The sequence below is a fragment of the Rhodosalinus sp. K401 genome (assembly GCF_041365735.1).
GTDB lineage: Bacteria > Pseudomonadota > Alphaproteobacteria > Rhodobacterales > Rhodobacteraceae > Rhodosalinus.
On sequence record NZ_JBGFSI010000018.1, the window covers coordinates 1 to 23,213 of the forward strand.

Annotated in this window: 22 protein-coding genes; 10 read left to right on the forward strand and 12 right to left on the reverse strand. The window is 70.8% G+C overall.

Translation table 11 applies throughout. The features are described from left to right. The 3 genes from AB6A66_RS15375 to AB6A66_RS15385 all read left to right on the forward strand — a co-directional run. A partial coding sequence (locus tag AB6A66_RS15375) for an energy transducer TonB (protein WP_371056582.1) occupies positions 1-342 on the forward strand: 342 nt, incomplete at its 5' end. A 28-nt stretch (positions 343-370) separates the two neighbouring features. Next, on the forward strand, positions 371-565 hold the full coding sequence (hemP, locus tag AB6A66_RS15380; protein ID WP_371037145.1) for a hemin uptake protein HemP: 195 nt from the start codon (positions 371-373) through the stop codon (positions 563-565). Positions 566-870: 305 nt separating this feature from the next. Then, complete coding sequence (locus AB6A66_RS15385; RefSeq protein ID WP_371056583.1) at positions 871-2,502, forward strand: oleate hydratase; 1,632 nt, start codon at positions 871-873, stop codon at positions 2,500-2,502. Positions 2,503-2,732: 230 nt separating this feature from the next. Here the strand turns inward: AB6A66_RS15385 and chrA are convergent, their stop codons facing one another. Beyond that, positions 2,733-3,950: a chromate efflux transporter gene (chrA, locus tag AB6A66_RS15390; protein WP_371056584.1), complete on the reverse strand. Its 1,218-nt coding sequence runs from the start codon at positions 3,948-3,950 to the stop codon at positions 2,733-2,735. A gap of 313 nt (positions 3,951-4,263) precedes the next feature. Here chrA and phnD point away from each other — a divergent pair, with 313 nt between their 5' ends. The 4 genes from phnD to phnE (AB6A66_RS15410) all read left to right on the forward strand — a co-directional run bounded on the left by phnD (position 4,264) and on the right by phnE (AB6A66_RS15410) (position 7,711). After that, positions 4,264-5,214, forward strand: a complete 951-nt coding sequence (gene phnD, locus AB6A66_RS15395; protein ID WP_371037142.1) for a phosphate/phosphite/phosphonate ABC transporter substrate-binding protein — start codon at positions 4,264-4,266, stop codon at positions 5,212-5,214. Between the two features lie 66 nt (positions 5,215-5,280). Then, complete coding sequence (gene phnC / locus AB6A66_RS15400; protein WP_371037141.1) at positions 5,281-6,102, forward strand: phosphonate ABC transporter ATP-binding protein; 822 nt, start codon at positions 5,281-5,283, stop codon at positions 6,100-6,102. Then, a complete protein-coding gene (phnE, locus tag AB6A66_RS15405) occupies positions 6,099-6,902 on the forward strand; it encodes a phosphonate ABC transporter, permease protein PhnE (protein WP_371037140.1) in 804 nt (267 codons plus the stop codon). Before phnC ends, phnE (AB6A66_RS15405) begins: the two co-directional genes overlap by 4 nt. Further along, complete coding sequence (gene phnE / locus AB6A66_RS15410; protein WP_371037139.1) at positions 6,899-7,711, forward strand: phosphonate ABC transporter, permease protein PhnE; 813 nt, start codon at positions 6,899-6,901, stop codon at positions 7,709-7,711. Before phnE (AB6A66_RS15405) ends, phnE (AB6A66_RS15410) begins: the two co-directional genes overlap by 4 nt. On the opposite strand, the gene AB6A66_RS15415 is transcribed toward phnE (AB6A66_RS15410), so the two are convergent. From AB6A66_RS15415 to AB6A66_RS15445, 7 genes are all read right to left on the reverse strand, one after another. Continuing rightward, positions 7,704-8,579 (reverse strand): transglutaminase domain-containing protein, encoded by an 876-nt coding sequence (locus AB6A66_RS15415; protein WP_371056585.1) that lies wholly within the window; start codon positions 8,577-8,579, stop codon positions 7,704-7,706. The two genes, phnE (AB6A66_RS15410) and AB6A66_RS15415, sit on opposite strands and share 8 nt — an antisense overlap. Beyond that, complete coding sequence (locus tag AB6A66_RS15420) at positions 8,576-9,625, reverse strand: permease (RefSeq protein ID WP_371056586.1); 1,050 nt, start codon at positions 9,623-9,625, stop codon at positions 8,576-8,578. Before AB6A66_RS15420 ends, AB6A66_RS15415 begins: the two co-directional genes overlap by 4 nt. 55 nt (positions 9,626-9,680) lie before the next feature. Beyond that, positions 9,681-9,998 (reverse strand): ArsR/SmtB family transcription factor, encoded by a 318-nt coding sequence (locus AB6A66_RS15425; RefSeq protein WP_371037136.1) that lies wholly within the window; start codon positions 9,996-9,998, stop codon positions 9,681-9,683. Positions 9,999-10,051: 53 nt separating this feature from the next. Further along, positions 10,052-11,059, reverse strand: a complete 1,008-nt coding sequence (gene arsB / locus AB6A66_RS15430) for an ACR3 family arsenite efflux transporter (RefSeq protein ID WP_371056587.1) — start codon at positions 11,057-11,059, stop codon at positions 10,052-10,054. A gap of 139 nt (positions 11,060-11,198) precedes the next feature. Continuing rightward, entirely contained in the window at positions 11,199-13,718 is a 2,520-nt protein-coding gene (locus AB6A66_RS15435) for a cation:proton antiporter (protein ID WP_371056588.1), read from the reverse strand. 257 nt (positions 13,719-13,975) lie between these two features. After that, positions 13,976-14,830, reverse strand: coding sequence for a universal stress protein (locus AB6A66_RS15440; protein ID WP_371056589.1), 855 nt, complete (start codon positions 14,828-14,830; stop codon positions 13,976-13,978). A 10-nt stretch (positions 14,831-14,840) separates the two neighbouring features. Next, positions 14,841-16,325: a SulP family inorganic anion transporter gene (locus tag AB6A66_RS15445; RefSeq protein ID WP_371056591.1), complete on the reverse strand. Its 1,485-nt coding sequence runs from the start codon at positions 16,323-16,325 to the stop codon at positions 14,841-14,843. Between the two features lie 493 nt (positions 16,326-16,818). Here AB6A66_RS15445 and AB6A66_RS15450 point away from each other — a divergent pair, with 493 nt between their 5' ends. The 3 genes from AB6A66_RS15450 to cobT all read left to right on the forward strand — a co-directional run bounded on the left by AB6A66_RS15450 (position 16,819) and on the right by cobT (position 18,658). Then, positions 16,819-17,064, forward strand: a complete 246-nt coding sequence (locus AB6A66_RS15450) for a hypothetical protein (RefSeq protein ID WP_371056592.1) — start codon at positions 16,819-16,821, stop codon at positions 17,062-17,064. A 69-nt stretch (positions 17,065-17,133) separates the two neighbouring features. Further along, complete coding sequence (gene cobU / locus AB6A66_RS15455; protein WP_371056593.1) at positions 17,134-17,658, forward strand: bifunctional adenosylcobinamide kinase/adenosylcobinamide-phosphate guanylyltransferase; 525 nt, start codon at positions 17,134-17,136, stop codon at positions 17,656-17,658. Next, a complete protein-coding gene (gene cobT, locus AB6A66_RS15460; RefSeq protein ID WP_371056594.1) occupies positions 17,642-18,658 on the forward strand; it encodes a nicotinate-nucleotide--dimethylbenzimidazole phosphoribosyltransferase in 1,017 nt (338 codons plus the stop codon). Before cobU ends, cobT begins: the two co-directional genes overlap by 17 nt. Before the next feature lie 12 nt (positions 18,659-18,670). Here the strand turns inward: cobT and AB6A66_RS15465 are convergent, their stop codons facing one another. Genes AB6A66_RS15465 through AB6A66_RS15480 form a run of 4 tightly spaced genes read right to left on the reverse strand, consistent with a single transcriptional unit; the run spans position 18,671 to position 23,091 of the window. Next, the gene (locus AB6A66_RS15465; protein WP_371037128.1) at positions 18,671-19,429 is read right to left on the reverse strand and encodes an ABC transporter ATP-binding protein; all 759 of its coding nucleotides are present in this window, start codon (positions 19,427-19,429) and stop codon (positions 18,671-18,673) included. Continuing rightward, a complete protein-coding gene (locus tag AB6A66_RS15470) occupies positions 19,426-20,409 on the reverse strand; it encodes a FecCD family ABC transporter permease (protein WP_371056595.1) in 984 nt (327 codons plus the stop codon). Before AB6A66_RS15470 ends, AB6A66_RS15465 begins: the two co-directional genes overlap by 4 nt. After that, the gene (locus AB6A66_RS15475; RefSeq protein ID WP_371056596.1) at positions 20,406-21,293 is read right to left on the reverse strand and encodes an ABC transporter substrate-binding protein; all 888 of its coding nucleotides are present in this window, start codon (positions 21,291-21,293) and stop codon (positions 20,406-20,408) included. The genes AB6A66_RS15470 and AB6A66_RS15475 overlap by 4 nt, the downstream gene beginning before the upstream one ends. Next, positions 21,268-23,091 carry a TonB-dependent receptor plug domain-containing protein gene (locus tag AB6A66_RS15480; protein WP_371056597.1) on the reverse strand — a complete coding sequence of 608 codons (1,824 nt, stop codon included), beginning with the start codon at positions 23,089-23,091 and terminating at the stop codon, positions 21,268-21,270. Before AB6A66_RS15480 ends, AB6A66_RS15475 begins: the two co-directional genes overlap by 26 nt. Between the last annotated feature and the right edge of the window lie 122 nt (positions 23,092-23,213).

Sequence of the window (23,213 nt, forward strand, 5' to 3'; positions counted from 1 at the left end):
GGCGACGCCCAGGGCGCCCGCGACGCCGAGGCGACGCGCGCCGCGACGGTCACGACCAGCCCGAGGGCGGAAAGCGGCCGCGCCGAGGCCGCGAATTACGGCGGCCGCGTGCTGCGCCAGATCGCGCGCACCCGGAAGGCGCGCGTGCGCGCCCGCGGCGTCGCGGTGGTCGGCTTCCGGATCGGGGTGAGCGGCGAGCTCGTCGCGGTCAGCGTCCTGAGAAGCTCCGGCGCGCGCGATCTCGACCGCGCGGCGCTCGACCACATCCGCCGCGCCGCGCCCTTCCCGGCCCCGCCGCGCGGCGCGCCGCGGAGCTTCTCCTTCGAGTTCGCGGGCCGGTGACGCCATGAGAAAGCAGGAGCGACGTGCCATGGAAAGGAGTGTCGAAAGCGACCGTCGATCCGGAGAAGCCTCCTGCGCCGGAAGCCTGTCCGCCCGGCCGGATCTGCCGCGCCACGACGCCCATGACCTCATGGCGGGGGGATCGACCGCGGAGATCGACCTCGACGGCCAGATCTACACGCTGCGGATCACCAGGGCGGGCAAGCTCATCCTGACGAAGTAGACACTGCGCGGACGCCTCGCCGCATCCGGGGCACGGCGCCCGCAGACGGGGAGGAGCCGGCACGGTGGAAAGCGCGCCGTAGATGCCTGGCCGCGCGTGCTGGAGCATGCGCTTGTGCATGCCAGCAGCCGGAGGCGGAGCGTTCTCTTCCTCGGGGCCTCGAAGGTCGCGAGAGGGGGGCTCGTCAAGGACGACGCCCCGATGACGAAGATCAATGACAGCCGGTCGCCCCGGCGGCGAATGTGGGCCCGGGGAAGAGGCTTTCCGCCGCGGCGAGGGCGGCGGGACCGGGCGCGGGCGGGAGCATGGCTGGCAGGGACGGGCGGGCGGCCCACTACATGATCGGCGGCGGGATCGCCTCGCTCGCCGCGGCGGCGTTTCTGATCCGCGACGCGGGGGTTCCGGGCGCCTCCATCCGCATCTTCGACGACCAGCCGCAACCGGGCGGCGCGCTCGACGCCTCGGGCGGCGTGGCGGAGGGCTACCTGACCCGGGGCGGGCGCATGTTCGAGCGCAATTTCGTGAACACCTTCGATCTTTTTGACGATATCCCGTCGGCCGACGATCCCGACATCTCCGTGAGCCGGGACATCCTCTCGTTCAACGAGGAGGTGCGCGCCGCGTCCAGATGCCGGCTGATCGCGGCGGGAGAGAAGGCGGACATGGCGCATCTCGGCCTCGGCGCGGGCGACATCGTCGCGCTCAACCGCCTGCTGATCGTTCCGGAACGCCGCCTTGCGGGCCGCACGATCGGGTCTTGGTTCGACCGCGACTTCTTCGAGAGCAACTTCTGGATCATGTGGTCCACCATGTTCTCGTTCCAGCCCTGGCACGCGCTGGCCGAAATGCGCCGCTACATGCGCCGCTTCATCCATCTCCTGCCGGGCCTCACGCGCATCGCCGGGGTTCTGAGGACGCGCTACAATCAATATGACAGCCTGGTCTCGCCGCTGGTCGCGTGGCTGGAAGAGCGCGGCGTCGCCTTCGAGCGGGAGGCCCGGGTCACGGGGCTGTCGATCCGGGGCGACGCCGAGGGCCGCCGGGTGGACCGCATCGACCTCGCCGATGGCCGGCGGCTGGCGCTCGGAGAGCAGGACCGCGTCTATGTCACGCTCGGCTCCATGGTGGACGGCGCGACATATGGCTCGAACGACCGGGCGCCGTCCCTTGAGCCCGCGCCGACGCCGTCCTGGGATCTCTGGAAGTCGCTCGCGGCCCGCCATGACGGGTTCGGCCGCCCGGAGGCGTTCTGCGCCGACACCCGCCGCACCGCCTGGACTTCCTTCACCGTCACCCTGCGCGAGCCGGGGTTCCGGGATTTCGTCGAGGAACTGACAGGAAACGCAACCGGCACGGGCGGGCTCGTGACGATCCGCGACAGCGGATGGCTCATGTCCTTCGTCTTCTTCCGCCAGCCGCATTTTCGCGCGCAACCACCCGACACGACGGTGTTCTGGGGCTACGGATTGCGCGGAGACCGGAACGGGGATTACGTCCCGAAGCCGATGTGGGAGGCCACGGGCGACGAAATCCTCGCCGAACTGGCCGGCCAGCTGCGCCTCGGCGCGGATCGGATGGGCTGGTTCGACGGCGCCCGGGTCGTGCCCTGCCGGATGCCGTTCATCACAAGCCAGTTCATGCCGCGGCGTTCGGGCGACCGGCCCGCGACATGCCCGCCCGGCGCGAAGAACTTCGCGCTGATGGGACAGTTCGTGGAGCAGCCGCTCGATACCGTCTTCACGGTCGAGTATTCGGTGCGCAGCGCCCGCGCCGCCGTCCATGCGCTGACGGGCCGGAGCCCGCCGCTGCCCGTCGTGCGCACCGACCGGGATCCGGCCGTGCTCTTCCGCGCCGCACGGGTTCTGCTGACCGACGGAGCCGCATCCACCGCCCCCGCATCGGCGGACGCGACGGGCCGGGCGGACACGGCGCGGTGAGCCGGCCACCGAAAGCCGGTACGCCGGCTCCCGAATGGCGGGCCCCGTACGCTGCGGCCTCCACGCCGCCGACATCCGCAACGAAAACCGCGACCGGCACGTGCTGGAGGTGGCCGCGCGCCTCGCCGGGTTTCCGGGATGACCTCCTGGCCGCCACGCGGCGCGCATGGTGCGCCACGGAGGCTGCCCGGTGCACGTGGCGCGGTGAGGCGCCGGGGCGCCGCGTTCGCTCAGCCCGCGAGCGCGAGACCTGCGCCGCCCCCCGCCGCGCAGAGCACCACGGCCCAGGGGGGCACCTTCCACGCGATCAGGGCGACGAGGCAGGCGAGCGCGAGCGCGAAGTCGCGCATGTCGCCCACGGCGCCCGTGAAGACCGGCGTGTAGAGCGCCGCGCCGAGGATGCCCACCACGGCGGCGTTCGCGCCGCGCATCGCCGCCTGCGCCCGCGCCATCTTCCGGAACCGGTCCCAGAACGGCAGCACGCCCACGAGGATCAGGAAGCCCGGCAGGAAGATCGCCGCCAGCGCGATCGCCGCGCCGGCCACCCCGTTCGGGTCCGGCCCCAGCACCGCGCCGAGATAGGCGGCGAAGGTGAAAAGCGGCCCGGGCACCGCCTGCGCCGCGCCGTAGCCGGCGAGAAAGGCGTCCGCGGTGACCCAGCCGGGGACGACGGTCTCTGCCTGCAGGAGGGGCAGCACGACGTGGCCGCCGCCGAACACCAGCGCGCCCGAGCGGTAGAAGCCGTCGATGACGGCCAGCGCCTGCGACTGGCCCGCGATCAGCGGCAGGAGGAGCAGAAGACCGGCAAAGGCCGCCAGCGCAAGCCCGGCCTGTCTCCGGCCCACCGGCATGGCGACACGGCCACCGGCCGGCTGCGCGTCGCCCGCGCCCAGCGCCAGCCCGCCGAGCGCGCCGAGCGCGATCGCGCCCACCATGCCCGGGGCGCCCGGCACGACGGCCAGCAGGGCGACGGCGCCGACCGCGATGCTCGCGCGCGCACGATCCGGGCAGAGCGACCGGCCCATGCCCCAGACGGCCTGCGCGACGATGGCCACGGCGACGATCTTCAGCCCGTCGAGCGCGCCGGTGCCAACGGGCCCGGAGATCGATGCGGCCGTCATCGCGAAGGCGAGAAGCGCCAGAGCCGACGGCAGCGTGAAGGCGGTGAAGGCCGCGAGCGCCCCCGGCCAGCCGGCCCGCGTCAGTCCCAGCGCGAAGCCTACCTGGCTCGACGCCGGGCCCGGCAGGAACTGGCAGAGCGCGACGAGATCGGCATAATCCCGATCGGAAAGCCAGCGCCGCCGCGTGACCAGCTCGTCCCGGAAATAGCCCAGATGCGCGATCGGCCCGCCGAAAGAGGTCAGGCCCAGCTTCAGGAACACCGCGAAGACCTCGCGCGCGCGGCCCGTCCCGGGGCCGGCCGCGGCCCTGTCCGTTGTCTCGTCCATGACGTGCCCCGCCTTTCGCGCCAGCGTTCGTCTCCCGGACCCCGGGTTCGGGACAGCCTCGCCGGGGTGTGCCCGCAACGGAACCTAGTCGAACTCCCGGCGGCTGCCAATCGGCGCCCGCCCGGCGACACGCGGGCTCCGCAGCGCCGGAGGTCGGGGCGGGCAGGCGGCCCCTTGCGCCGGGGGGAGGCGCGCACGGCCGGCCCTGCCGCAAGGTCAGGCCGTGCGCGGCCGCCCGATGGCGCGCGATGTCATGCGCCTGTCATCTACGGGCGTTACGCCCCACCCGAACCGCAGAATATGGGGGAGACTCATGAAAACCTTCGCTACACTGTCCGCCGTCGCAGCGCTCGCGCTGGCATTTCCCGCGCATGCCGAGTTCAAGCTCGGCGACCGTTACGTCGACAACGACGGTGATCTCATTGCCGACATCCCCGAGGATCCGTCGGAGTGGATCGACCCCGACACGCTGATCTTCGCCTACACGCCGGTCGAGGATCCGGCCGTCTATGCCGAGGTGTGGGCCGGCTTCCTCGAGCACATGGCCGAGGTGACGGGCAAGCAGGTCCAGTTCTTCCCCGTGCAGTCCAACGCCGCGCAGATCGAGGCGATGCGCGCCGGCCGTCTGCATGTGGCGGGCTTCAACACCGGCTCGAATCCGCTCGCCGTGGCCTGCGCCGGCTTCCGCCCCTTCGCGATGATGGCGGCCGAGGACGGTTCCTTCGGCTACGAGATGGAGATCATCACCTATCCGGGCTCGGGCATCGAGAGCGTGGAAGACATCCGCGGCAATCAGCTCGCCTTCACCTCGGAAACCTCGAACTCGGGCTTCAAGGCGCCCTCCGCGATCCTCAAGGCGGAGTTCGGCATGGAGGCCGGCGCGGATTTCGAGCCCGCCTTCTCCGGCGCGCACGACAACTCGATCCTCGGCGTCGCCAACAAGGACTACATGGCCGCCTCGATCGCCAACTCGGTCAAGGGCCGGATGATCGACCGCGAGGTGGTCTCCGAGGATCAGCTGGTGACCATCTACCAGTCGCAGACCTTCCCGACGACGGGCTACGGCACGGTCTACAACCTCGCCCCCGAGCTTCAGGAAAAGATCCGCGAGGCGTTCTTCAGCTTCGACTGGGAGGGCACCGCGCTGGCCGAGGAGTTCGGCCGCAACGGCGAGGACCAGTTCATCGAGATCACCTTCCAGGACGACTGGGCCGTGATCCGCACCATCGACGAGGCCAACGGCGTCGTCTACGAGTGCAACTGATCTGATCGACCTGTTCCGGCGCGGGCGGCCCGGCGTCGCCCGCGCCTTGCATTTCGCGGGACCGACATGCTGCACCTCGAGGGGCTTTCCAAGACCTACAGGACAGGCGACGCCGCGCTCGCCGACGTGACGCTGCGCGTGCCGCAAGGGCAGATCATGGGGCTGATCGGGCCGTCCGGGGCCGGCAAGTCCACGCTGATCCGCTGCATCAACCGCCTGGTGGAGCCCAGTGCCGGCAAGGTCATGCTGGGCGACGTCGATCTGGCCCGGCTGGGCAAGGCCGATCTGCGCCGCCAGCGCCGCAGGATCGGCATGATCTTCCAGGAATACGCCCTCGTGGAGCGGCTGACCGTGATGGAGAACGTCCTGTCGGGGCGCCTCGGCTATGTGCCGTTCTGGCGCAGCTTCCTGCGGAAGTATCCGCCCGACGACATCCGGCGCGCCTATCGCCTGCTCGACCGTGTCGGGCTGATGGAACAGGCCGACAAGCGCGCGGACGCCCTGTCGGGCGGGCAGCGCCAGCGCGTCGGCATCGCCCGTGCGCTCGCGCAGGAGCCCGAGCTTCTGCTGGTGGACGAGCCAACCGCCAGCCTCGACCCCAAGACCAGCCGCCAGATCATGCGCCTGCTCACAGAGATCTGCGCCGAACGCGACCTGCCGGCCATCGTCAACATCCACGACGTGCCCCTTGCGCAGCAGTTCATGCAGCGGATCGTGGGGCTGCGCGCGGGCCGCGTGGTGTTCGACGGACCGCCCGCGGAGCTGACCGAGAGCGCGCTGACCAGGATCTACGGCGAGGAAGACTGGAACGCGATGCGGCAGGGCGACGAGGAACAGGCCGAGGCGGAGGCGGAGGCGAAGGCGCGGCTGGAGGCGCTCGCGCAATGAGCGCGCCCTATCCCGCCACCTGGCGCCGTCCGCCGCAGATCGTGAAGGACCGGCGCTGGCGGATCGCGCTGCAGGTCGGCATCGTCGCCTACCTGGTCCTCGCCATCGGCACCGTCGAGGTCAACTGGGAACGCGTGGCCGTCGGTCTGGAACGCGGGCAGCGCTTCGTCATGGGCTTCCTGCAGCCCGATTTCGCCAGCCGCTGGGGCGACATCTCGCGCGGGCTGGTGGAAAGCCTGACGATGACGCTGACGTCCACCGTCGTCGGCGTGGCGATCTCCGTGCCGATCGGCATCGGCGCCGCGCGCAACCTCGCCCCGGCGGCGGTCTACTACGTTTGTCGCGCGATCATCGCGGTGAGCCGCGCGCTGCAGGAGGTGATCATCGCGATCTTCCTCGTCGCGATGTTCGGTTTCGGCCCCTTCGCCGGGTTCCTGACGCTGAGCTTCGCCACCATCGGTTTCATCGCCAAGCTGCTGGCAGACGATATCGAGGAAATCGACGAGGCGCAGGCCGAAGCCATCCGCTCCACCGGCGCCTCTTGGTTTCAGCTGGTCAACTACGCGATCCAGCCGCAGGTGATGCCGCGGCTGATCGGCCTGTCGCTCTACCGCCTCGACATCAATTTCCGCGAAAGCGCGGTGATCGGGATCGTCGGTGCCGGAGGTATCGGCGCCACGCTCAACACCGCCATCGACCGCTACGAATACGACAGCGCCGGGGCGATCCTGCTCATCATCATCGGTATCGTCATGGTCGCCGAATACGGCTCGAGCTATCTGCGGAAGTTCCTGCAATGAGCGAGATCACCCATTACAGCCAGGTCTGGAGATTCCGCACGCCGCGCGCGCGGCTGCTGCTCTGGGCGGGCTGGCTGGCGCTGGTGGCGCTCTTCGTGTGGTGCTGGCAACTGATGACGAAGGACACGATCTGGTTCTTCGTCGCGGATGCGCCGCGCCAGGCCGCCGATATCGGGGGCCGCATGGTGCCGCCCAGGTGGTCCTACATGTCGGAGCTCTGGCTGCCGCTCTGGGACACGATCAACATCGCCACGCTGGGCACCATCGGCGGGGTCGTCATGGCGGTGCCGATCGCCTTCCTCGCGGCCCGCAACACGACGCCCTCCGCGACGATCCTGCGGCCCCTCGCGCTCTTCGTCATCGTGGCGTCGCGCTCGATCAACTCGCTGATCTGGGCGCTGCTGCTCGTGGCGATCATCGGGCCCGGGCTGCTGGCCGGCATCGTCGCCATCGCGCTGCGCTCCATCGGCTTCATCGGCAAGCTGCTCTACGAGGCCATCGAGGAGACCGACGCCCGCCAGATCGAGGCGATCGAGGCCACCGGCGCGAGCGGCGCGCAGGTCCTCAACTACGGCATCGTGCCGCAGATCATGCCCGCCTTCTGGGGGATCTCGGTCTTTCGCTGGGACATCAACATCCGCGAAAGCACGATCCTGGGGCTGGTGGGCGCGGGCGGCATCGGGCTGAAGCTTCAGGCCTCGCTCAACACGCTCGCCTGGAGCCAGGTCTCGGTCATCCTGATCCTGATCCTCGGCACCGTGGTGGTCAGCGAATGGGTCTCCGCCCGGATGCGGCACGCCATCATCTGACGCCGGCAAGAGGCCCTTCCGCCGGCGCCCCGCCCGGCGCCCGGGCATCGGCCAGCCGCACGGAGAGCGACAAGCGCCGCACGGCGCCGTCGTGCAGGGCCAGCGGCTCGGACAGCAGTTTCAGCATGGGCGGGATCCGGGGGTCGTCGTAGCTCTGGCCCATGGAATGTCCCAGCGCCACGCGGCGGCCGGGCCGGGGATCGAGCGCGGCCCGCGTGGGTCCAAGCCCGGCCTTCATGTGATGCGCGATGTCCCATTCCAGGACCTCCCCGTCATGGCGCGTGACGACCCAGCAATGCATGTCATGGGTGACGCCGCCGCGATCGGCCGGGAAGAAGTGGCCGTAGACATAGGCGGCCTCGTAGCCGGCCGCGCGCAGGCTCGCGACGAGATAGGTGTTGATGTCCACGCAGGAGCCGGGCGTCGTCCCGCAGGACAGGTAGGGCACGGCGTCCGTGCCGTCGTTGAAGCGGGTCTCGGGATGCGCGTAGTCGAAGCGCGCCTCGGCCACCGCGACCAGCGCCGCGATGCCGACGCGGCCGCCGCCCGCCCGCGCGGCGATCCCGCGGCTGGCGTCGGCAAGCTCCGCCGCCGCGGCGGTGAAACGGTTGGCGCGCGGGCGGAACGCGGCCTCGGGGTAAGGTTGCCCGGCCGGCGCGGGCGCCACCGCGTAGTCCAGAACGAGCGGACCGCCGGCAGGCCGGAGAAGCGCCGCGCCAAGCCCCAGTTCGGGTTCGCCCAGCACCCGTTCGATACGGCCCCCCGTGACGTCGAGGGCCGTCACCGCGTCGTGGGGGGTCGCGATCCCGACCGGCGCGAGCACAAGCGCGCAGGCGGGCTCTTCCACCGTGACGGTCAGCCGTTTCATGCGAGCGTCCAGAGCTGGAACAGGACGCCCGAGGCGAAGGCGCCGGTGAGCGAAAGCGCGATGTAGAGGGCGAAGACGGGCGGCCGGGCCAGCGCCCAGACCGCCATCGCCGCCGGTATCGAGGTCACGCCCCCCGCCACGAGAAAGGCCATGCCCGCGCCGGGCGCCATGCCCTGCTCGATCAGCCCGCCCACCAGCGGAAGCGCGGCGTAGCCGTTCAGGTAGGCCGGAACGCCCACGAAGGTCGCCGTCACGATCGGCATGAAGCCGTCTCCGCCAAGCGCCGCCGTCACCGTCTCCGCGGGGATCCAGGCGAGCATCAGGCTTTCGAGAAGGAAGGCGAGCGTCAGCCACTTGGCGAGGAACAGCGTCGTGTTGAGCGCGGTCTTGCCGAATTTCGCCCGGCGCTCGCGCTCCTCCCAGAAGCGCCACGCCACGGGTTTCGGCGCGCGCACGCTCGAGCCGCCGCAGCCGCCGTCGCCCACGCCCTCGCGCAGCGGGTTCGAAAGCGCCCCGCCGCGCGCCAGAAGATGCACGACGATCCCTCCGAAGACGCCGAGCCCGATCGCGGCCACGGTCTTGGCGACCGCGAAGTCGAGGTCGAGCACGCCCACGGTCAGCACGAACATCGACGGGTCCATGATCGGAGAGGCCAGCCAGAAGGCCATCACCGCCGAAAGCGGCACGCCCATCGCCAGGAGCGCAGCGATCAGCGGGATCACCCCGCAGGAGCAGAAGGGAGAGATCCCCCCCGCCAGCGCGCCGAGCCCGATCATCAGAAGCGGCGCGCCCGTGAAGGCGCGCGCGATCAGGTTGTCCGCGCCCGTGGCGCCCGCCCAGGCGGCGATGGCGATGGACAGGACGAGATAGGGCGCCGTGCGCAGAAGCGCCCCGCCCGCGAAGGCCGCGCTGTCGGCGGCCTGCCCGGGGTCGAGGATGGCCAGCACCGTGAGGATCAGGGCCGAGGCCAGCCAGACACGCTGCGCGCGCCAGATCGTTCCGATCGCGGCGCGCAGCCCCGGTGCGGGAAGGGTCGTGTCGGTCATGTCCATTTCTCCGGGATATTGGTTGTTTTCGACGGCAAAAAACCGTGTGGGCGTGTCATGCCGCGCCCTCCGCGGGCTGCATGGTCACGCCGGCGCAGCATTCCGAGGTGAGAAACGCCAGCACCTCGTGCATCGCCGGGTAGTCGACCCGGTTGAAGACTTCGCGGCCGCGTTTTTCCTGCACCACGAGCCCGGCATCGACCAGCGTCGAAAGATGATGTGCGAGCGTCGAGGGCGCGAGCCCGAGATGCGCGCCGATATCGCCGACGCGCAGCCCTTCGTCCCCCGCTTTCACGAGCAGGCGGAAGATGGAGAGCCGGGCATCGTGGCCAAGGGCGGCGAGCGCGCGGGCGGTGGGGCTTGTCGTGGTCATGGCGGCAAATATAACCACGATTCCGGTTTTGTCGAGTTCTTTTTCGACGTGGCTCAGGCGAAGCGGGCGCGCGTGCGGTTGGCGAAGGCGACGAGCGACAGCATCACCGGCACCTCGACCAGCACGCCGACCACCGTGGCCAGCGCCGCGCCGGAGTTCAGGCCGAAAAGGCTGATCGCCACGGCGACGGCCAGCTCGAAGAAGTTCGATGTGCCGATCAACGCGCAGGGCGCCGCGATCCGGTGTGGCACGCGCAGCGCCCAGGCAGCGGCATAGGCCAGCGCGAAGATGCCGTAGGACTGGATCAGGATCGGTGTCGCGATCAGCGCGATGACCTGCGGGCGGTCGAGGATCACCTGGCCCTGCAGCCCGAAAAGGATCACCACCGTCATGATCAGGCCCAGGATGGACCAGGGCTTGATGCGGTCGCGGAACGCCTCGATCCGCGCGGCGCTGCCCAGCCGCGCGCGCGTCCAGATGCCCGCCGCGAGCGGCAATGCGACGAACAGGATCACCGACAGCACCAGCGTCTCCCACGGCACCTCGATGTCGGTGACGCCCAGCAGCACGGCGACGATCGGCGCGAAGGCGAAGACCATCACGATGTCGTTCACGCTCACCTGAAGAAGCGTGTAGCCTTCGTCGCCCCGCGTGAGCTGCGACCAGACGAAGACCATCGCCGTGCAGGGCGCGGCGCCGAGGAGGATCAGCCCGGCGATGTATTGCTCCGCGTCCGCGGGCGCGATCAGGTCCGCGAACACGACCTGGAAGAACAGCACCGCCAGCGCGGCCATCGTGAAGGGCTTGACCAGCCAGTTGACGGCAAGCGTGATGGCAAGGCCCCGCGGCTGCTTCAGCACGTCCTTCAGGCTGCCCGGATCGACGCCGACCATCATCGGATAGACCATCGCCCAGATCAGCACGGCGACGACCAGGTTCACGCGGGCCAGCTCGGCCGCCGCGATGGCCTCGACCAGCGCCGGCACCGTGCTGCCGATGGCGATCCCGGCGACCATCGCCAGCGCGATCCAGAGAGAGAGGTAGCGTTCGAAACTGCCCATGCCCTCCGGATAGGCGATCCGTGACGGGCTGTCGACACGTCGCCGGATCGGGTGAGAACGGGACGCGATCCGGCGGGCCCGGGTGATCGGGAAGGCAAGCGTCAGGAACGCCACCACCAGAGGCCGCGGCGAAAGTCCGTCAGGTCGCTCGCGACCGCGAATCTTCCGAGAAAAGCGCGTCGGGCGCGATCCCGCGCTTTTCCGCGCTTGCCCGGACCGCGTCCTGCAAGGCGGTGCTGCGGGACAGCAGGCGCCGGAAGCGTTCCTCGTCGAGGACCAGAAGCGTCGACGGTGCGATGGCCCGCACCTCGGCACGGCGCGCCTTGTTCATCAGGATCGCCATCTGCCCGAACATCTCGCCCCGGCCCAGCCGCCAGGTCTGGCCCGCGCTTTCGAGTTCCACGGCGCCCGACGCGATGAAGAACACGCTCTTGGCGGCGCTGTCCTTGTGGATGATCGTCTCGCCCGCATTCACGTAGCGCGTCTTCAGCGCGCGCCCGAGCCGGCGCAGGCCCGCGTCGTCGAGATCGGCGAAAAGCGGAAACTGCCTGAAAAGCTCCGAGCGCTGCAACGCGATGTCGAGGCGCGGTCGTTCCTCCGCCGCCGTGCGCCGCAGCGTGAGCCCCTGCATCAGCGCGGTGAAGACCTCGGCGCCGATCAGCCCGTCCTCGCGCATGGCGGTGTATTCCCGTTCCTCGAGGCGAAGCGCGGTGCGCCGGATGAAACGCCGTTCCAGCTTTTCGGCATAGCCGGGGTATTGCAGGCGCAGCCCTTCCAGCGCCGTCTCCACGGCCTCGATCCGCCGCGACAGCAACTCGTGCAGCAGTTCCGCGACCCGCCGTCCGTGGATGCGCCGGATGCGGCCGTCGATGAAGGCCCCGAGGTCGCGCAGGATGAGGCGCTGCGCCAGCAGCGCCTCGAACCGGTCGGCCGTCATGCGGGCCAAGGGCCAGGACACGTCCAGCCGGCTGTTGAGCACCACCGCCGCGCGGAACGCGCGCCCGTAGGCGATGCTGCGGCGCGCCGCGCGCTGGTAGCCGCTGCGCCCGCCCGAGTGGGCGTTCTCGATCAGCCTTTCCGCATCCGACAGAAGCTGGTCGGCCATGCGGGCGGAGATCGTGCGCTCGCGCACCCGCGCGAGGATCGTGTCGCGTTCGAACCCGGCCAGCGCGATCAGTCCCAGCGTGATGCGGTCGCGGTCGAGGATGTCGGCGCTGGCCTCCGCCATCTTCACCGCCTGGTCCAGCCTGTCGCCGAATCGCTTGGCCTCCGAGCGCACGATCTTGCGGGTGAGGTCGTAATTGTCGGTGGTGCGCGCCACGTCCTCGCGGACGGTCTGAAGCGCGACGGCCACGACCTGCCGCGACAGCGCCTCGTCGATGGGCGACAGGCGATCGAGGCCGAGCCGGGCGATCACGGCGCGCAGCGTGGTGCCCTGCACGATCAGCGTGAAGAGCGTGAAGCCCGTGGCGAGGATGCCCACCACGCGCTTCACCTCGACCGGGACGCGGAAGCTTTCGGTCACGGCGAGGGCGAGGGCGAGTGTCACCGCACCCCGCAAGCCGCCCCAGAGGATCGCGGCCCGGTAGGGACGCTCGACCTGCGGCGAAAGGCGCAGCAGGGTGAGCGCCGGCAGCAGCACGAAGAGGATCACCGCCCGCGCCGCGATGGCGGCAAGGATCACCACCCCGATCAGGACGAAGTCCTCGACGCGGACCTCTTCCAGCAGGCGCGGGATCAGCAGCGCGGCGAGAATGAAGATCAGCGCCCCCGCCCAGTGCGCGAGCAGGTCCCAGACCTCGCGCAGGTTCGCCCACGCCTGCGGCGGCAGGCGGCCCGGCCCGGCCAGGTTCAGCGTCAGCCCCGCCGCGACGACCGCGATGACGCCCGAGGCGCCGATGCTCTGTTCCGCGCCGATATAGGCGAGATAGGGCAGCGAGACGGAGATCGAGATCTGCGCGAGCTCATGGCGGCTGAAGAGCGCCATCACCCACACCGCGACGCGCGCCGCCAGCCAGCCCGTCAGCACGCCGCCCAGGATCAGCATCGGAAATCGGGCGAGCGCGTCGCGCAGGCTGGGATCGGGCACGCCCAGCATCACGAAGCCCATGAACAGGCCGAAGAGAGCGATCGCGGCGGCGTCGTTGAGCAGGCTTTCCCCCTCGATGATCCGCGCGAGCCGCCGCGGCGCCGAGATCGAGCGGAAGATCGACACCACCGCGGAAGGATCCGTCGTGGACACGATCGCCCCGATCAGCAGGCACGCCGCGAGCGGCAGCGTGCTCGTCCACGACAGCGCGTACCCCACGCTCAGCGTCGCCACGACCACCGCGACCACGGCAAGCACGAGGATGGGCACCCAGTCGTCCAGCATCCGGCGCAGGTTCATCCCCAGCGTGGCCTGGAAGAGCAGCGTGGGCAGGAAGACGTAGAGAAAGACATTCGACCGGATCGGCAGGCCGAGGATCGCCTCGGCCACCGGGTTCAACGCATCGGTGAGTTCGGTGCGCAGGAAAAAGGTCGCGCCGGCCCCGATCAGCACGCCGAGCACGGCGAGGATCACGCTGTAAGGCAGGCGCAGCCGCGCGGCCAGCGGCTCCGCCATGCCGATGACGAGGAACAGCGACGCGATGATCGTGGTGACGAGAACGATGTCCATGGCTTGAAATAACCGGAAAATCCGGGATGGGGAATTGCCGCTGCGTGCCATCGGACACCGGGGCCGCGGCCCGCGCATGGCGGGCTTTGAGGGCGAGAGGATCCTTCGGCCCTGTGCCGCCGCGCCGCCATGGCGCCTTCAAAACCGCGGGGTGCCACCTTTCGCGCGCCCGCGGCGGCTGTCGGGGCCTTGCCGCTCGATCCTCGCGTCCCGGAACCGCCGCGGCGCCGCGTGGCGCTACCGCGCCTCGGCGGCGCTCAGCGCATCAGCACCACCGGCACCTTGCACGAGCGGATCATTTCGGTCGTGGTCGAACCGATGACGAGGGTCCGGATCCGGGAGTGGCCGTAGGCGCCCATCACCAGCAGGTCGATGCCCTCGCCGTCCACGAATTCGCCCAGCGCCTTGCCGGGCTGGCCGTCCAGCACGCGCGTCTCGGCCACATGGCCGCCCGCGTCGAGCGTGGCCCGCGCGCTGGCCAGCGCGCGGCGCATTTCCTCGTTGTCCGCGCCCACGGTGGCCACCACCACGTCGAGCCCGGTGAACAGGGGATCGCGCGCGACGTGATCCACCGCCTTCATCGCAGACACGCCGCCGTCATAGGCGATCAGCACCCGCTTGATCGGGCGGAAGGCGCGGTTGGCGACGAAGACGGGCTTCTGGCTGGCGCGGACGATCCGCTCGAAATTCGAGCCGAGATGCGTCTTCTCGAGGCCCGCCGCCTCGCCGCGCTTGCCGATCAGGATCATGTCGACCGCGCCCTCCTTGGCCACGACCGTATCGACGATGTCGTCGTGGCGCAGGCGCGTGACCACGTCGCCGACGCCCTCGGCCTCGACCAGCGCCTTCGCGTCCTCGAGGATCGCGCGGCCCTGCGCCTGGGCGAGTTTCGCGTGCTGCTCGTCGAGCGCGGTGAGCTTTTCGAGCAGGTTCGAACGCGCCCCCAGCCTGATCGAGCCGGAGAGGTCGCGCTTGCTGCGCGCGCGGCGCGGGTCGAGCACGTGGTAGAGCTTGACCTGCGCGCCGGTGCGCGACGCGATCCACGCGGCGTGGCGGCAGACGCTCTCGGAATAGGCCGATCCGTCGACCAGCGCCATCAGAACTGCGGTCATGCGCTTCCCCTCAATGCCCCATCAGCTTGTCCATCGCGCCCGGCTTGTCGTGCATGGCGAGCCGGTCGACGATGGTTTCCGACGCCTGGTTCATGCCGACGATCTCGACCTCGGCGCCCTCGCGCCGGAACTTGAGCACGGCCATGTCCAGCGCGGCCACCGACGAGATGTCCCAGATATGGGCGCGGCTGACATCGATGGTGACCCGCTCCAGCGCCTCCCGGAAATCGAACGAGGCCATGAAATCCTCGACCGAGGCGTAGAAGAGCTGCCCCTCGACGACATAGGTGCGCGCGCGCCCGTCCGGCGAGATCTCGGAGGTGACGCGGAAGATCTGGGCGATCTTGCCGGCGAAGAAGATGCCCGACAGCAGCACGCCCACCAGAACCCCGATGGCGAGGTTGTGGGTATAGACCGTCACCACGACGGTGGCGAGCATCACGACCGAGGACGAGCGCGGATGATCGCGCAGGTTCCTGATCGACGACCATGAGAACGTGCCGATCGAGACCATGATCATGATCGCCACCAGCGCCGGCATCGGGATCCGGGCCACCACATCGCCGAGCGCGACGATCATGAAAAGCAGCACCGCGCCGGCCGTGAAGGTCGAAAGCCGCCCGCGGCCGCCCGATTTCACGTTGATGATCGACTGGCCGATCATCGCGCAGCCGGCCATGCCGCCGATGAAGCCGGTGGCGGTGTTGGCGACGCCCTGACCGATGCATTCCTGGTTCCGGTCGCTTGCGGTGTCGGTCAGGTCGTCGACGATGGTCTGCGTCATCAGGCTTTCCAGCAGCCCGACTGCGGCGACCGCCAGCGAATAGGGCAGGATGATCTGTAACGTCTCGAGGCTCAGTGGGATGTCGGGGATCAGGAAGACGGGCAGCGTGTCGGGCAGATCGCCCATGTCGCCCACCGTGCGCACGTCGAGCCCCAGGGCCATCGCCGCCGCCGTCAGCACGACGATGGTCACGAGCGGCGAGGGCAGCGCCGTGGTCAGCATCGGGAAGAGGTAGATGATGGCGAGGCCGGCGGCCACCATGGCGTAGGTCACCCACGTCACGCCGGTGAGTTCCGGGATCTGCGCGAGGAAGATCAGGATGGCGAGCGCGTTGACGAAGCCCGTGATGACCGAGCGCGAGACGAAGCGCATGAGCTGCCCCAGCCGCGCGAGGCCGGCGGCGATCTGGATGAGCCCCGCGAGCACGGTCGCGGCAAGCAGGTATTGCAGCCCGTGCTCCTTCACCAGCGTCACCATCAGCACGGCGGTCGCCGCCGTCGCCGCGGAGATCATGCCCGGCCGGCCGCCCGTGATCGCGACGATCACCGCGATCGAGAAGGAGGCGTAAAGCCCCACCTTGGGATCCACGCCCGCGATGATCGAGAACGCGATCGCCTCGGGGATCAGCGCCAGTGCGACGACGAGACCGGCGAGGATATCGCCGCGGATGTTCCCGATCCACTGGTCACGGTAAGCGTAGAGCGCGTTCATGGTCACCCCGTTGGCGGGTCGTGGCGACGCGCTGTGTCGGCGCGCCCGGGATCGTCGGCGATGCTCCGGCAAGGGGTCGTGGCGCACGGCCGACCCGGGCGGGATGCGCGCGTCATACAGGGATTCTGGTCGCATGCAACCGCTCGGTTGGATCCGGCGCGAACGGGGTCGCGTCTTCGGCCACGAGCCTCTCCGGCGTCATGTCGGCGCCTATCCGGCACTTCGGCTGAACGAATGCCACCGAACTGGGCGGGACCCGATCATGCACGGGCCGGCCGCGGCTTTCGGCCGCCTCCTCGCGTGCGCGGCACCAGGCGCGGCGCGGCAAAAGGCGCGGCTCGTGGATTGTTTCGCGGGCTTGCTTAATTTTCCGTTTTCGCGTGCTGGCAGGACTCTTCGCGGTCAATGACTCACTAATATCAGCTTTCCGCCAAACCAGTTCGCGCCCTGTCGTCCAGACCCGTGGCATCACGAGTGAACAAGGAGAGTAACGGTGAAAACTGTTTTGCTTATGCTGCACAAGGTTTTGCTGACGGGGATACTGGTCGTGATCCTCGGTGACACGGCGATCAATCTGCTGCTCGACATCCCGCGCGAAAGCCTCGCCTCGCGGGCCGCGTGGCTCGGTCTCGGGGGGGGCGCGCTCTACCTCCAGGGCGCGCTCCTCTGGATGGTCTGGGGACAGGAGCCGCGGCGCGCCCGTCATGATTGGGCGCGGGCGCAGGACGCGCCCGGCTGAACGCCCCGCGCCGACCGTCCGGCAAAGCGGCTCTTCCCTTCGCCGCGCGGCTCTGCTTTCTGCCCTGGCATGGCGACGAAGATTCTCGTGACAGGTGGCGCGCGGTCCGGCAAGACCGGCCTGGCCGAAAGGCTGGCGCTTCGCCTCGGGCAGGGTCCCGTCTACATCGCCACCGCCGAGGCGCGCGACGCCGAGATGGCGGACCGAATCGCCGCCCATCGCGCCGGGCGCGGGGACGGCTGGCGCACGCTCGAGGCGCCGTTGGCGCTGGCGGCCGCGCTCGACAACAGCGACGGCGCCGGGCCGCGCCTCGTGGATTGCCTGACGCTCTGGCTCAGCAATCTCGTCCTCGGCGGGCGCGACTGGCGCGCCGAGGCCGAGGCGCTGGCCGATACCCTCGCGCGGCAGCGCGCGCCGGTCGTGCTGGTGACCAACGAGGTGGGCGCCGGGATCGTGCCGGAGAACGCGCTCGCGCGGCAATTCCGCGACGCGGCGGGCTGGCTCAACCAGCGGGTCGCGGCCGAGTCGGACGAAGTCTGGCTCTCCGTCGCGGGCTGCCCCCTGAGGCTGAAACCCAATGACCGCGATCCCTGATCCCGCGCGGCTGGACGATCTGGCCGCCCATGTCGGCGCGCTGCCCGGCTTCGACGACGCGGCGGCCCGCGCTGCGGCCACCCGTCAGGCCAGCCTGACGAAGCCGCCTGGCTCGCTCGGCCGGCTGGAAGAGATCGCGGTCTTCGTCGCGGGCTGGCGTGGCGATCCGCGCCCCCGGCTCGAGACGGCGCAGGCGCTCGTCTTCGCGGGCAATCACGGGATCTGCGCGCAGGGCGTCAATCCCTTCCCCCAGGCGGTAACGGCCCAGATGGTCGCCAATTTCCAGGCGGGGGGCGCGGCGATCAACCAGATCTGCCGGGTCACGGGGGCGGCGCTCGCCGTGGTGGCGCTCGACCTCGACCGCCCGACCGGCGATTTCACCCAAGGCCCGGCGATGGGCGAGGACGAGACGCTCGACGCCATGCGCCAAGGCGCGGCGGCGGTCGATCCGGATGCGGACATCCTCGTGCTGGGCGAGATGGGCATCGGCAATTCCACCGTCGCGGCGGCGCTTGCCGCGGCCGTCTTCGGCGGCCCGGCGGAAGGCTGGGTGGGTGCCGGCACCGGTGCGGACGATGCCGTGCGGGCGCGGAAACTCGCGGCGGTCGAGGCAGGGCTCGCCCGCCACGCGGGAACAAGGGGCCTGCACTGGCTCGCCCGGATCGGCGGGCGCGAACAGGCGGCGATCTGCGGGGCGGTGCTGGAGGCGCGCGCGCGGCGGATTCCCGTGCTGCTGGACGGGTTCATCTGCACCGCCGCCACGGCCCCGCTTCACGCGGCGGCGCCCGGCGCGCTCGATCACTGCCTCGCGGGTCATGTCAGCCGGGAACCGGGGCACCGCCGCCTTCTCGACGCGATGGGCCGGCGCCCGGTGCTCGACTTCGACATGGCGCTGGGCGAGGGCTCGGGCGCGGCGCTGGCGCTCGGGGTGGTCCGCGCGGCGCTGGCCTGCCATGACGGGATGGCGACCTTCGCGGAGGCGGGCGTCGCGGGCGGCTGAAAGCTGCGGTCCCTAGCCGATCACGTCGAGCGCCTGGAAGACCGGGCCCGCCGCCGTGGTCTCGAAGAAGCCGCGGACATGGAACACCTCGGCAAGGCGGGCAGGTGTCAGCACTTCGCCGGGCGGCCCGTCCGCGGCTACCTGCCCGCCGTCGAGCAGCACGAGCCGGGTGCAGTGGCGCGCGGCCAGACCCAGATCGTGGATCGACACGAGCGCCGCGCGCCCGTCTTCCGCGATCCGCGCGAAGCTTTTCATGGTGGAGATCTGGTGCGCGGGATCGAGCCCCGCGATGGGCTCGTCGGCCACGATGAGGGGCGTGTCCTGGGCAAGCGCCCGGGCGATCAGCGCGCGCGCCTGCTCGCCGCCCGACAGCCGCGTGGCGGTGCGGTGGCGGAACGACCCGAGGCCCATGGCGGCAAGCGCCCGCTCCACCGCCGCGATGTCGCCCTCCGACGGGCGCTGGCCACCGGCCATGTGGGGGATCCGGCCGAGCATCACCAGCGTCTCCACGCTGACGGGCCAGGCGATCTCGCGCGCCTGGGGCATCCAGGCCGCGGCCCGGGCGCGGGCGCGCGGCGGCAAGGCGGCAAGGCTGCTGTGGCCGCGGGCGGGCAGCAGGCCGAGCGCCGCGCGCATCAGCGTCGTCTTGCCCGCGCCGTTGGGGCCGATCAGCCCCACGACCTCTCCGGGGCCGATGTCGAGGGTGACGCCCGCCAGCACGTCGCGCCCGCGCAGCCGCACCGAGAGATCCGACAGCGACAGCAGGCTCATCCCATCTCCCTTCGCGTCCGGTAGATGAGATGCAGGAAGAGCGGCGCGCCCACGAGCGCGGTCAGCACCCCGAGTTTCAGGTCACGCTCGGGCAGGACAAGGCGCACCGCGATGTCGGCGGCGAGCACCATGGCTGCCCCGCCGAGCGCCGAGGCCCACAGAAGCCGCGAGGGCCGCGCGCCCACGAGCGGGCGCAGAAGATGTGGCACCACGAGGCCCACGAAGCCGATGGTGCCCGCCACCGCGGTCGCCGCGCCCACCGCGCTCGCCGTGCCGAGGACGAGCGCGGCCTGAAGCCGCCCGAGCCGGATGCCGAGCGCGCCCGCCGCGTCCTCGCCCAGCGTGAGCGCGTCGAGCCCCCGCCCCATCGTCATCAGAAGCGCCCAGCCGAGCGCGGTGAAGGGCAGCGCGACCCAGACATCGCTCATCGAGCGGTCGGCGAGCGAGCCCATCATCCAGAAGACGATCTCGCTCGCCGCGAAGGGGTTGGGCGAGAGGTTGAGCACCAGCGAGGTGAGCGCGGCGGCGAGCGCCGAGATCGCGATGCCGGCGAGGATGAGCGTGAGCGAGGTGCCCCGCGGGCCCGCGAGCGCGACGACGAGAAGCACGGCGGCGAGCGCCCCGGCGAGCGCGGCGGCGGGCAGGCCGAGCGCCCAGCTCGCCGCGAGGCCCGTCTGAAGCGCGATCACCGCGCCGAGCGCCGCCGCGCCCGAGACGCCGATGAGCCCCGGCTCTGCCAGCGGGTTGCGCAGGTAGCCCTGCATGGCCGCGCCCGCGAGGCCGAGGCTCGCCCCCACGATGGCGGCGAGGAGCGCGCGGGGCAGGCGGATCTCGCGCATCACGAGGGTGAGCGGGCCGGCATCGCCCAAGACGAGGGCGCGAAGGCTTTCGCCCGCGCCCACGCCCGCCGGCCCGATGGTGAGCGAGCCCAGAAAGAGGGCCGCGACGAGCGCACCGAGAAGAAGCGCGAGGCGCGTCACTCCGGCCCCTCCGGCGGCAGGGTGCGGCGCAGCTCGGCCAGCGACTCGATGGCCGCCAGCACATGCGGCGTGCCGCAGATCCAGTCGCGGTCGGCGAAGGCGCCCGCGGCACGGCCCTCGCGCAGGGCGCGCACCACCGGATGGTCGAGGATATCCTCGGCGCGCGAGGCGCCGGGATAGGGCCGGGCGGTCACGACGGCCTCGGGCGCGGCCAGCGCCAGCACCTCGAGCGGCATCCGCCCGCCCGCCGAGAGGCCGGCCGCCTCGGCCACGTTTTCGAAGCCGGCGGCGGCGAGGATCTCGCCGGCCAGCGAGCGGTCGCCCGCCGTGTAGCCGTTGGCGTAGTAGAGCGCCGCGCTTGGCCGGCGCGAAACGGACTCGCGCAGCGCGGCGCGGCGCGCGTCGAAGATCGCGACCGCGCGCGCGGCGGCCTCTTCCTGTCCCAGCGCCGCGCCCATCTCGACCATCCGGGTCCGCACGTCGTCGAGAGAGAGCGCGGGATCGAACACGACGACCGGAATCCCGAGGCGGCGCAGCATGGCGACCGTGGGCTGGGCCGTGTAGCGCCCGGCGAGCACGAGGTCGGGCCGCATGAGGTAGATGTCCTCCGCGGCGCCGCGGTTCGAAGGGAAGGCGGCCGCCTCTTCGGCCATGGCGGAGACGCGCGGATCGGTGGCGAGGTTCGTCACCGAGTGGAGCTGCCCCGGCGCCGCGAGCATCATGGCGAGCTGGTCGGTGCAGAGGTTGATCGAGACGACGCGGGCGGGCGGCGCCTCGTCCGCGCCGCCCGGGCCCGCCGCCGCGACGGACAGCCCGAGCCAGAGCCCGAGCGCCGCCGCGGCGCGCCGGAGCCGCCGATCAGAACGACGCGCGCAGCCCGACATAGATCCCCCGGCCCGGCATGTTGTAGCCGCCTACCGTCTCGTAATCCTCGTCGAAGAGGTTCTCGACGCGCAGATAGGCCTCCGCCGTGTCGGTCACCGCGTAGGAAAAGCCCAGGTTGGCCAGCGTGTAGTCGCCCACGTCGTTGTTCGGCGGCGCGAAGGCGCTGGGCTCCACGTCGGCCACGCGCTGCACGTCGAAGGTGCCGCGAAGGCGGTCGGTGAAATCGACGTCCACCCCGAGGGTGAGGTCGTGGCGCGGCACGAGCGCGAGCCGCGTGCCGTCGGTTTCCGCGTCCGTCAGGGTATAGGCGCCGAAGACGGCCACGCGGTCGGTGTGGGCGTAGCGCCCCTCGATCTCCAGCCCTTTGCTGACCGTGGTGCCGGGAACCTGGTTGTAGCATCCGAAGCCGCTGCCGCAGGCCGTGGCGGCGCCGTCGAAGCCGATCAGGTCGTCGATCTCGGCGTAGAAGGCCGTCGCCTGCACGAAGCTCTCCTCGCCGAAGCGCCGCTCGACGCCAAGCTCCACGCTGCGGCTTTTCTCGACCTTCAGGGTCGGATCACCCGCGGCGCTGAACCGCTCGAAGAGCGACGGCGCGCGAAATCCGGTGCCGACCACGGCGCGGATCGTCGTGTCCGGCCGCGCGCGCCAGGCGAGCGCGACGCGCCCGGAGGTATTGCCGCCGAAATCGTCGTTGTCGTCGTAGCGCAGCGAAACCGCGATATCGAGGTCGTCCCGCGGACGGAAGATCGCCTCGGCCAGCGCCGAGGTCGTCACCGAAGAGCCCGCGTCGAAATCGGTCTCGTACTCCTCCTCGGTGCGGTCGAGCCCGAAGCTGAGCGTGGTCCCGCCCGACAGCTCCATCGTGCCGAGATAGGAAAGCTGGTCGCGGTCGCCGTCGAACGCTTTGATGACGCCGCCCGGGTCGCGGCGTTCCGAGCGGAAGGTCGAATAGCTGAAGGTGTGATCCACGCCGAAGGCCGCGATTTCCGCGAAGACACGCGCGCCGGTCTGCTCCAGGAAATTGGTGCCGCTGTTGTCGGTGGTCGAGCGGTCGATTTCCGCCTCGGCGTCACGGTGGAAGGCGGAGAACCCGAGCACGACACCCTCGCCCACCTCGTAATCGCCCGAGAGCGACAGGAACGTCTCCTCGTAGCCGTCGTCCTCCGAATCGCCCGCGCGGGCCGAGATGCCGTCGGTCTCGGTGCGCGCGAGGTTGAAGGCGAGCGCGCCGCGCTCGCCGCGGGTCGCCACCCCGACCGAGCCCCGCGCCGTGCCGAAACTGCCGCCCTCGGCGAAGCCCTTGACGAAGGTGCCGGGCTCGCTCGCGCGGAAGGTGGTCACGTCCACCACGCCCGCGATCGCCTCGGAGCCGTAAAGCGCCGATTGCGAGCCCCTCACCACCTCGACGCGTTGCAGGCCCGCGCTGGTCAGGCCGCCGAAGTCGAAGCCGAGCTGAACCGCCGACGGGTCGCTCACGTCGATGCCGTCGATGCGCACGCCGACATAGGCGCTGCCGAGGCCGCGAATCCGCACGGTGCTGGCGCTGCCGAGGCCGCCGTTGGAGGAAAAGGACACGCCGGGAATGCGATCGAGCGTGCGCTCGAGCGTCAGCGGGGCCTCGTCGAGCGCCTCTTCGTCGAGGACGTCGACGATGGCGCCGGTGCGGTTGACCTCTTGCGGGACGAGCGCGCCGGAAACGACGATCTCCCCCAGATCGAAGCTTTCCTGGGCCAGGGCCTGGGAGGCGGAAAGAAGCGCCGCGACGGCGGCGGATGCGGAGAGTGGAAGGCGGGTCATGGATCTGTCCCTTCGTGGCGGCCCGGGGGCCGACGGGCGGTGAATGCCCGCGACGGACGGCATGACCGGCCCCTCGCGGACGACGAAACGATTGTCACCTCGACGGAAGGGTCCGTTGCCCG

Excerpts from the sequence above, each read along its gene's own strand:
- hemP (WP_371037145.1), top strand. The coding sequence starts at position 371 with ATGGAAAGGAGTGTCGAAAGCGACCGTCGATCCGGAGAAGCCTCCTGC.
- AB6A66_RS15385 (WP_371056583.1), top strand. The coding sequence starts at position 871 with ATGGCTGGCAGGGACGGGCGGGCGGCCCACTACATGATCGGCGGCGGG.
- chrA (WP_371056584.1), bottom strand. The coding sequence starts at position 3,950 with ATGGACGAGACAACGGACAGGGCCGCGGCCGGCCCCGGGACGGGCCGC.
- phnD (WP_371037142.1), top strand. The coding sequence starts at position 4,264 with ATGAAAACCTTCGCTACACTGTCCGCCGTCGCAGCGCTCGCGCTGGCA.
- phnC (WP_371037141.1), top strand. The coding sequence starts at position 5,281 with ATGCTGCACCTCGAGGGGCTTTCCAAGACCTACAGGACAGGCGACGCC.
- phnE (WP_371037140.1), top strand. The coding sequence starts at position 6,099 with ATGAGCGCGCCCTATCCCGCCACCTGGCGCCGTCCGCCGCAGATCGTG.
- phnE (WP_371037139.1), top strand. The coding sequence starts at position 6,899 with ATGAGCGAGATCACCCATTACAGCCAGGTCTGGAGATTCCGCACGCCG.
- AB6A66_RS15415 (WP_371056585.1), bottom strand. The coding sequence starts at position 8,579 with ATGAAACGGCTGACCGTCACGGTGGAAGAGCCCGCCTGCGCGCTTGTG.
- AB6A66_RS15420 (WP_371056586.1), bottom strand. The coding sequence starts at position 9,625 with ATGACCGACACGACCCTTCCCGCACCGGGGCTGCGCGCCGCGATCGGA.
- AB6A66_RS15425 (WP_371037136.1), bottom strand. The coding sequence starts at position 9,998 with ATGACCACGACAAGCCCCACCGCCCGCGCGCTCGCCGCCCTTGGCCAC.
- arsB (WP_371056587.1), bottom strand. The coding sequence starts at position 11,059 with ATGGGCAGTTTCGAACGCTACCTCTCTCTCTGGATCGCGCTGGCGATG.
- AB6A66_RS15435 (WP_371056588.1), bottom strand. The coding sequence starts at position 13,718 with ATGGACATCGTTCTCGTCACCACGATCATCGCGTCGCTGTTCCTCGTC.
- AB6A66_RS15440 (WP_371056589.1), bottom strand. The coding sequence starts at position 14,830 with ATGACCGCAGTTCTGATGGCGCTGGTCGACGGATCGGCCTATTCCGAG.
- AB6A66_RS15445 (WP_371056591.1), bottom strand. The coding sequence starts at position 16,325 with ATGAACGCGCTCTACGCTTACCGTGACCAGTGGATCGGGAACATCCGC.
- cobU (WP_371056593.1), top strand. The coding sequence starts at position 17,134 with ATGGCGACGAAGATTCTCGTGACAGGTGGCGCGCGGTCCGGCAAGACC.
- cobT (WP_371056594.1), top strand. The coding sequence starts at position 17,642 with ATGACCGCGATCCCTGATCCCGCGCGGCTGGACGATCTGGCCGCCCAT.
- AB6A66_RS15465 (WP_371037128.1), bottom strand. The coding sequence starts at position 19,429 with ATGAGCCTGCTGTCGCTGTCGGATCTCTCGGTGCGGCTGCGCGGGCGC.
- AB6A66_RS15475 (WP_371056596.1), bottom strand. The coding sequence starts at position 21,293 with ATGTCGGGCTGCGCGCGTCGTTCTGATCGGCGGCTCCGGCGCGCCGCG.
- AB6A66_RS15480 (WP_371056597.1), bottom strand. The coding sequence starts at position 23,091 with ATGACCCGCCTTCCACTCTCCGCATCCGCCGCCGTCGCGGCGCTTCTT.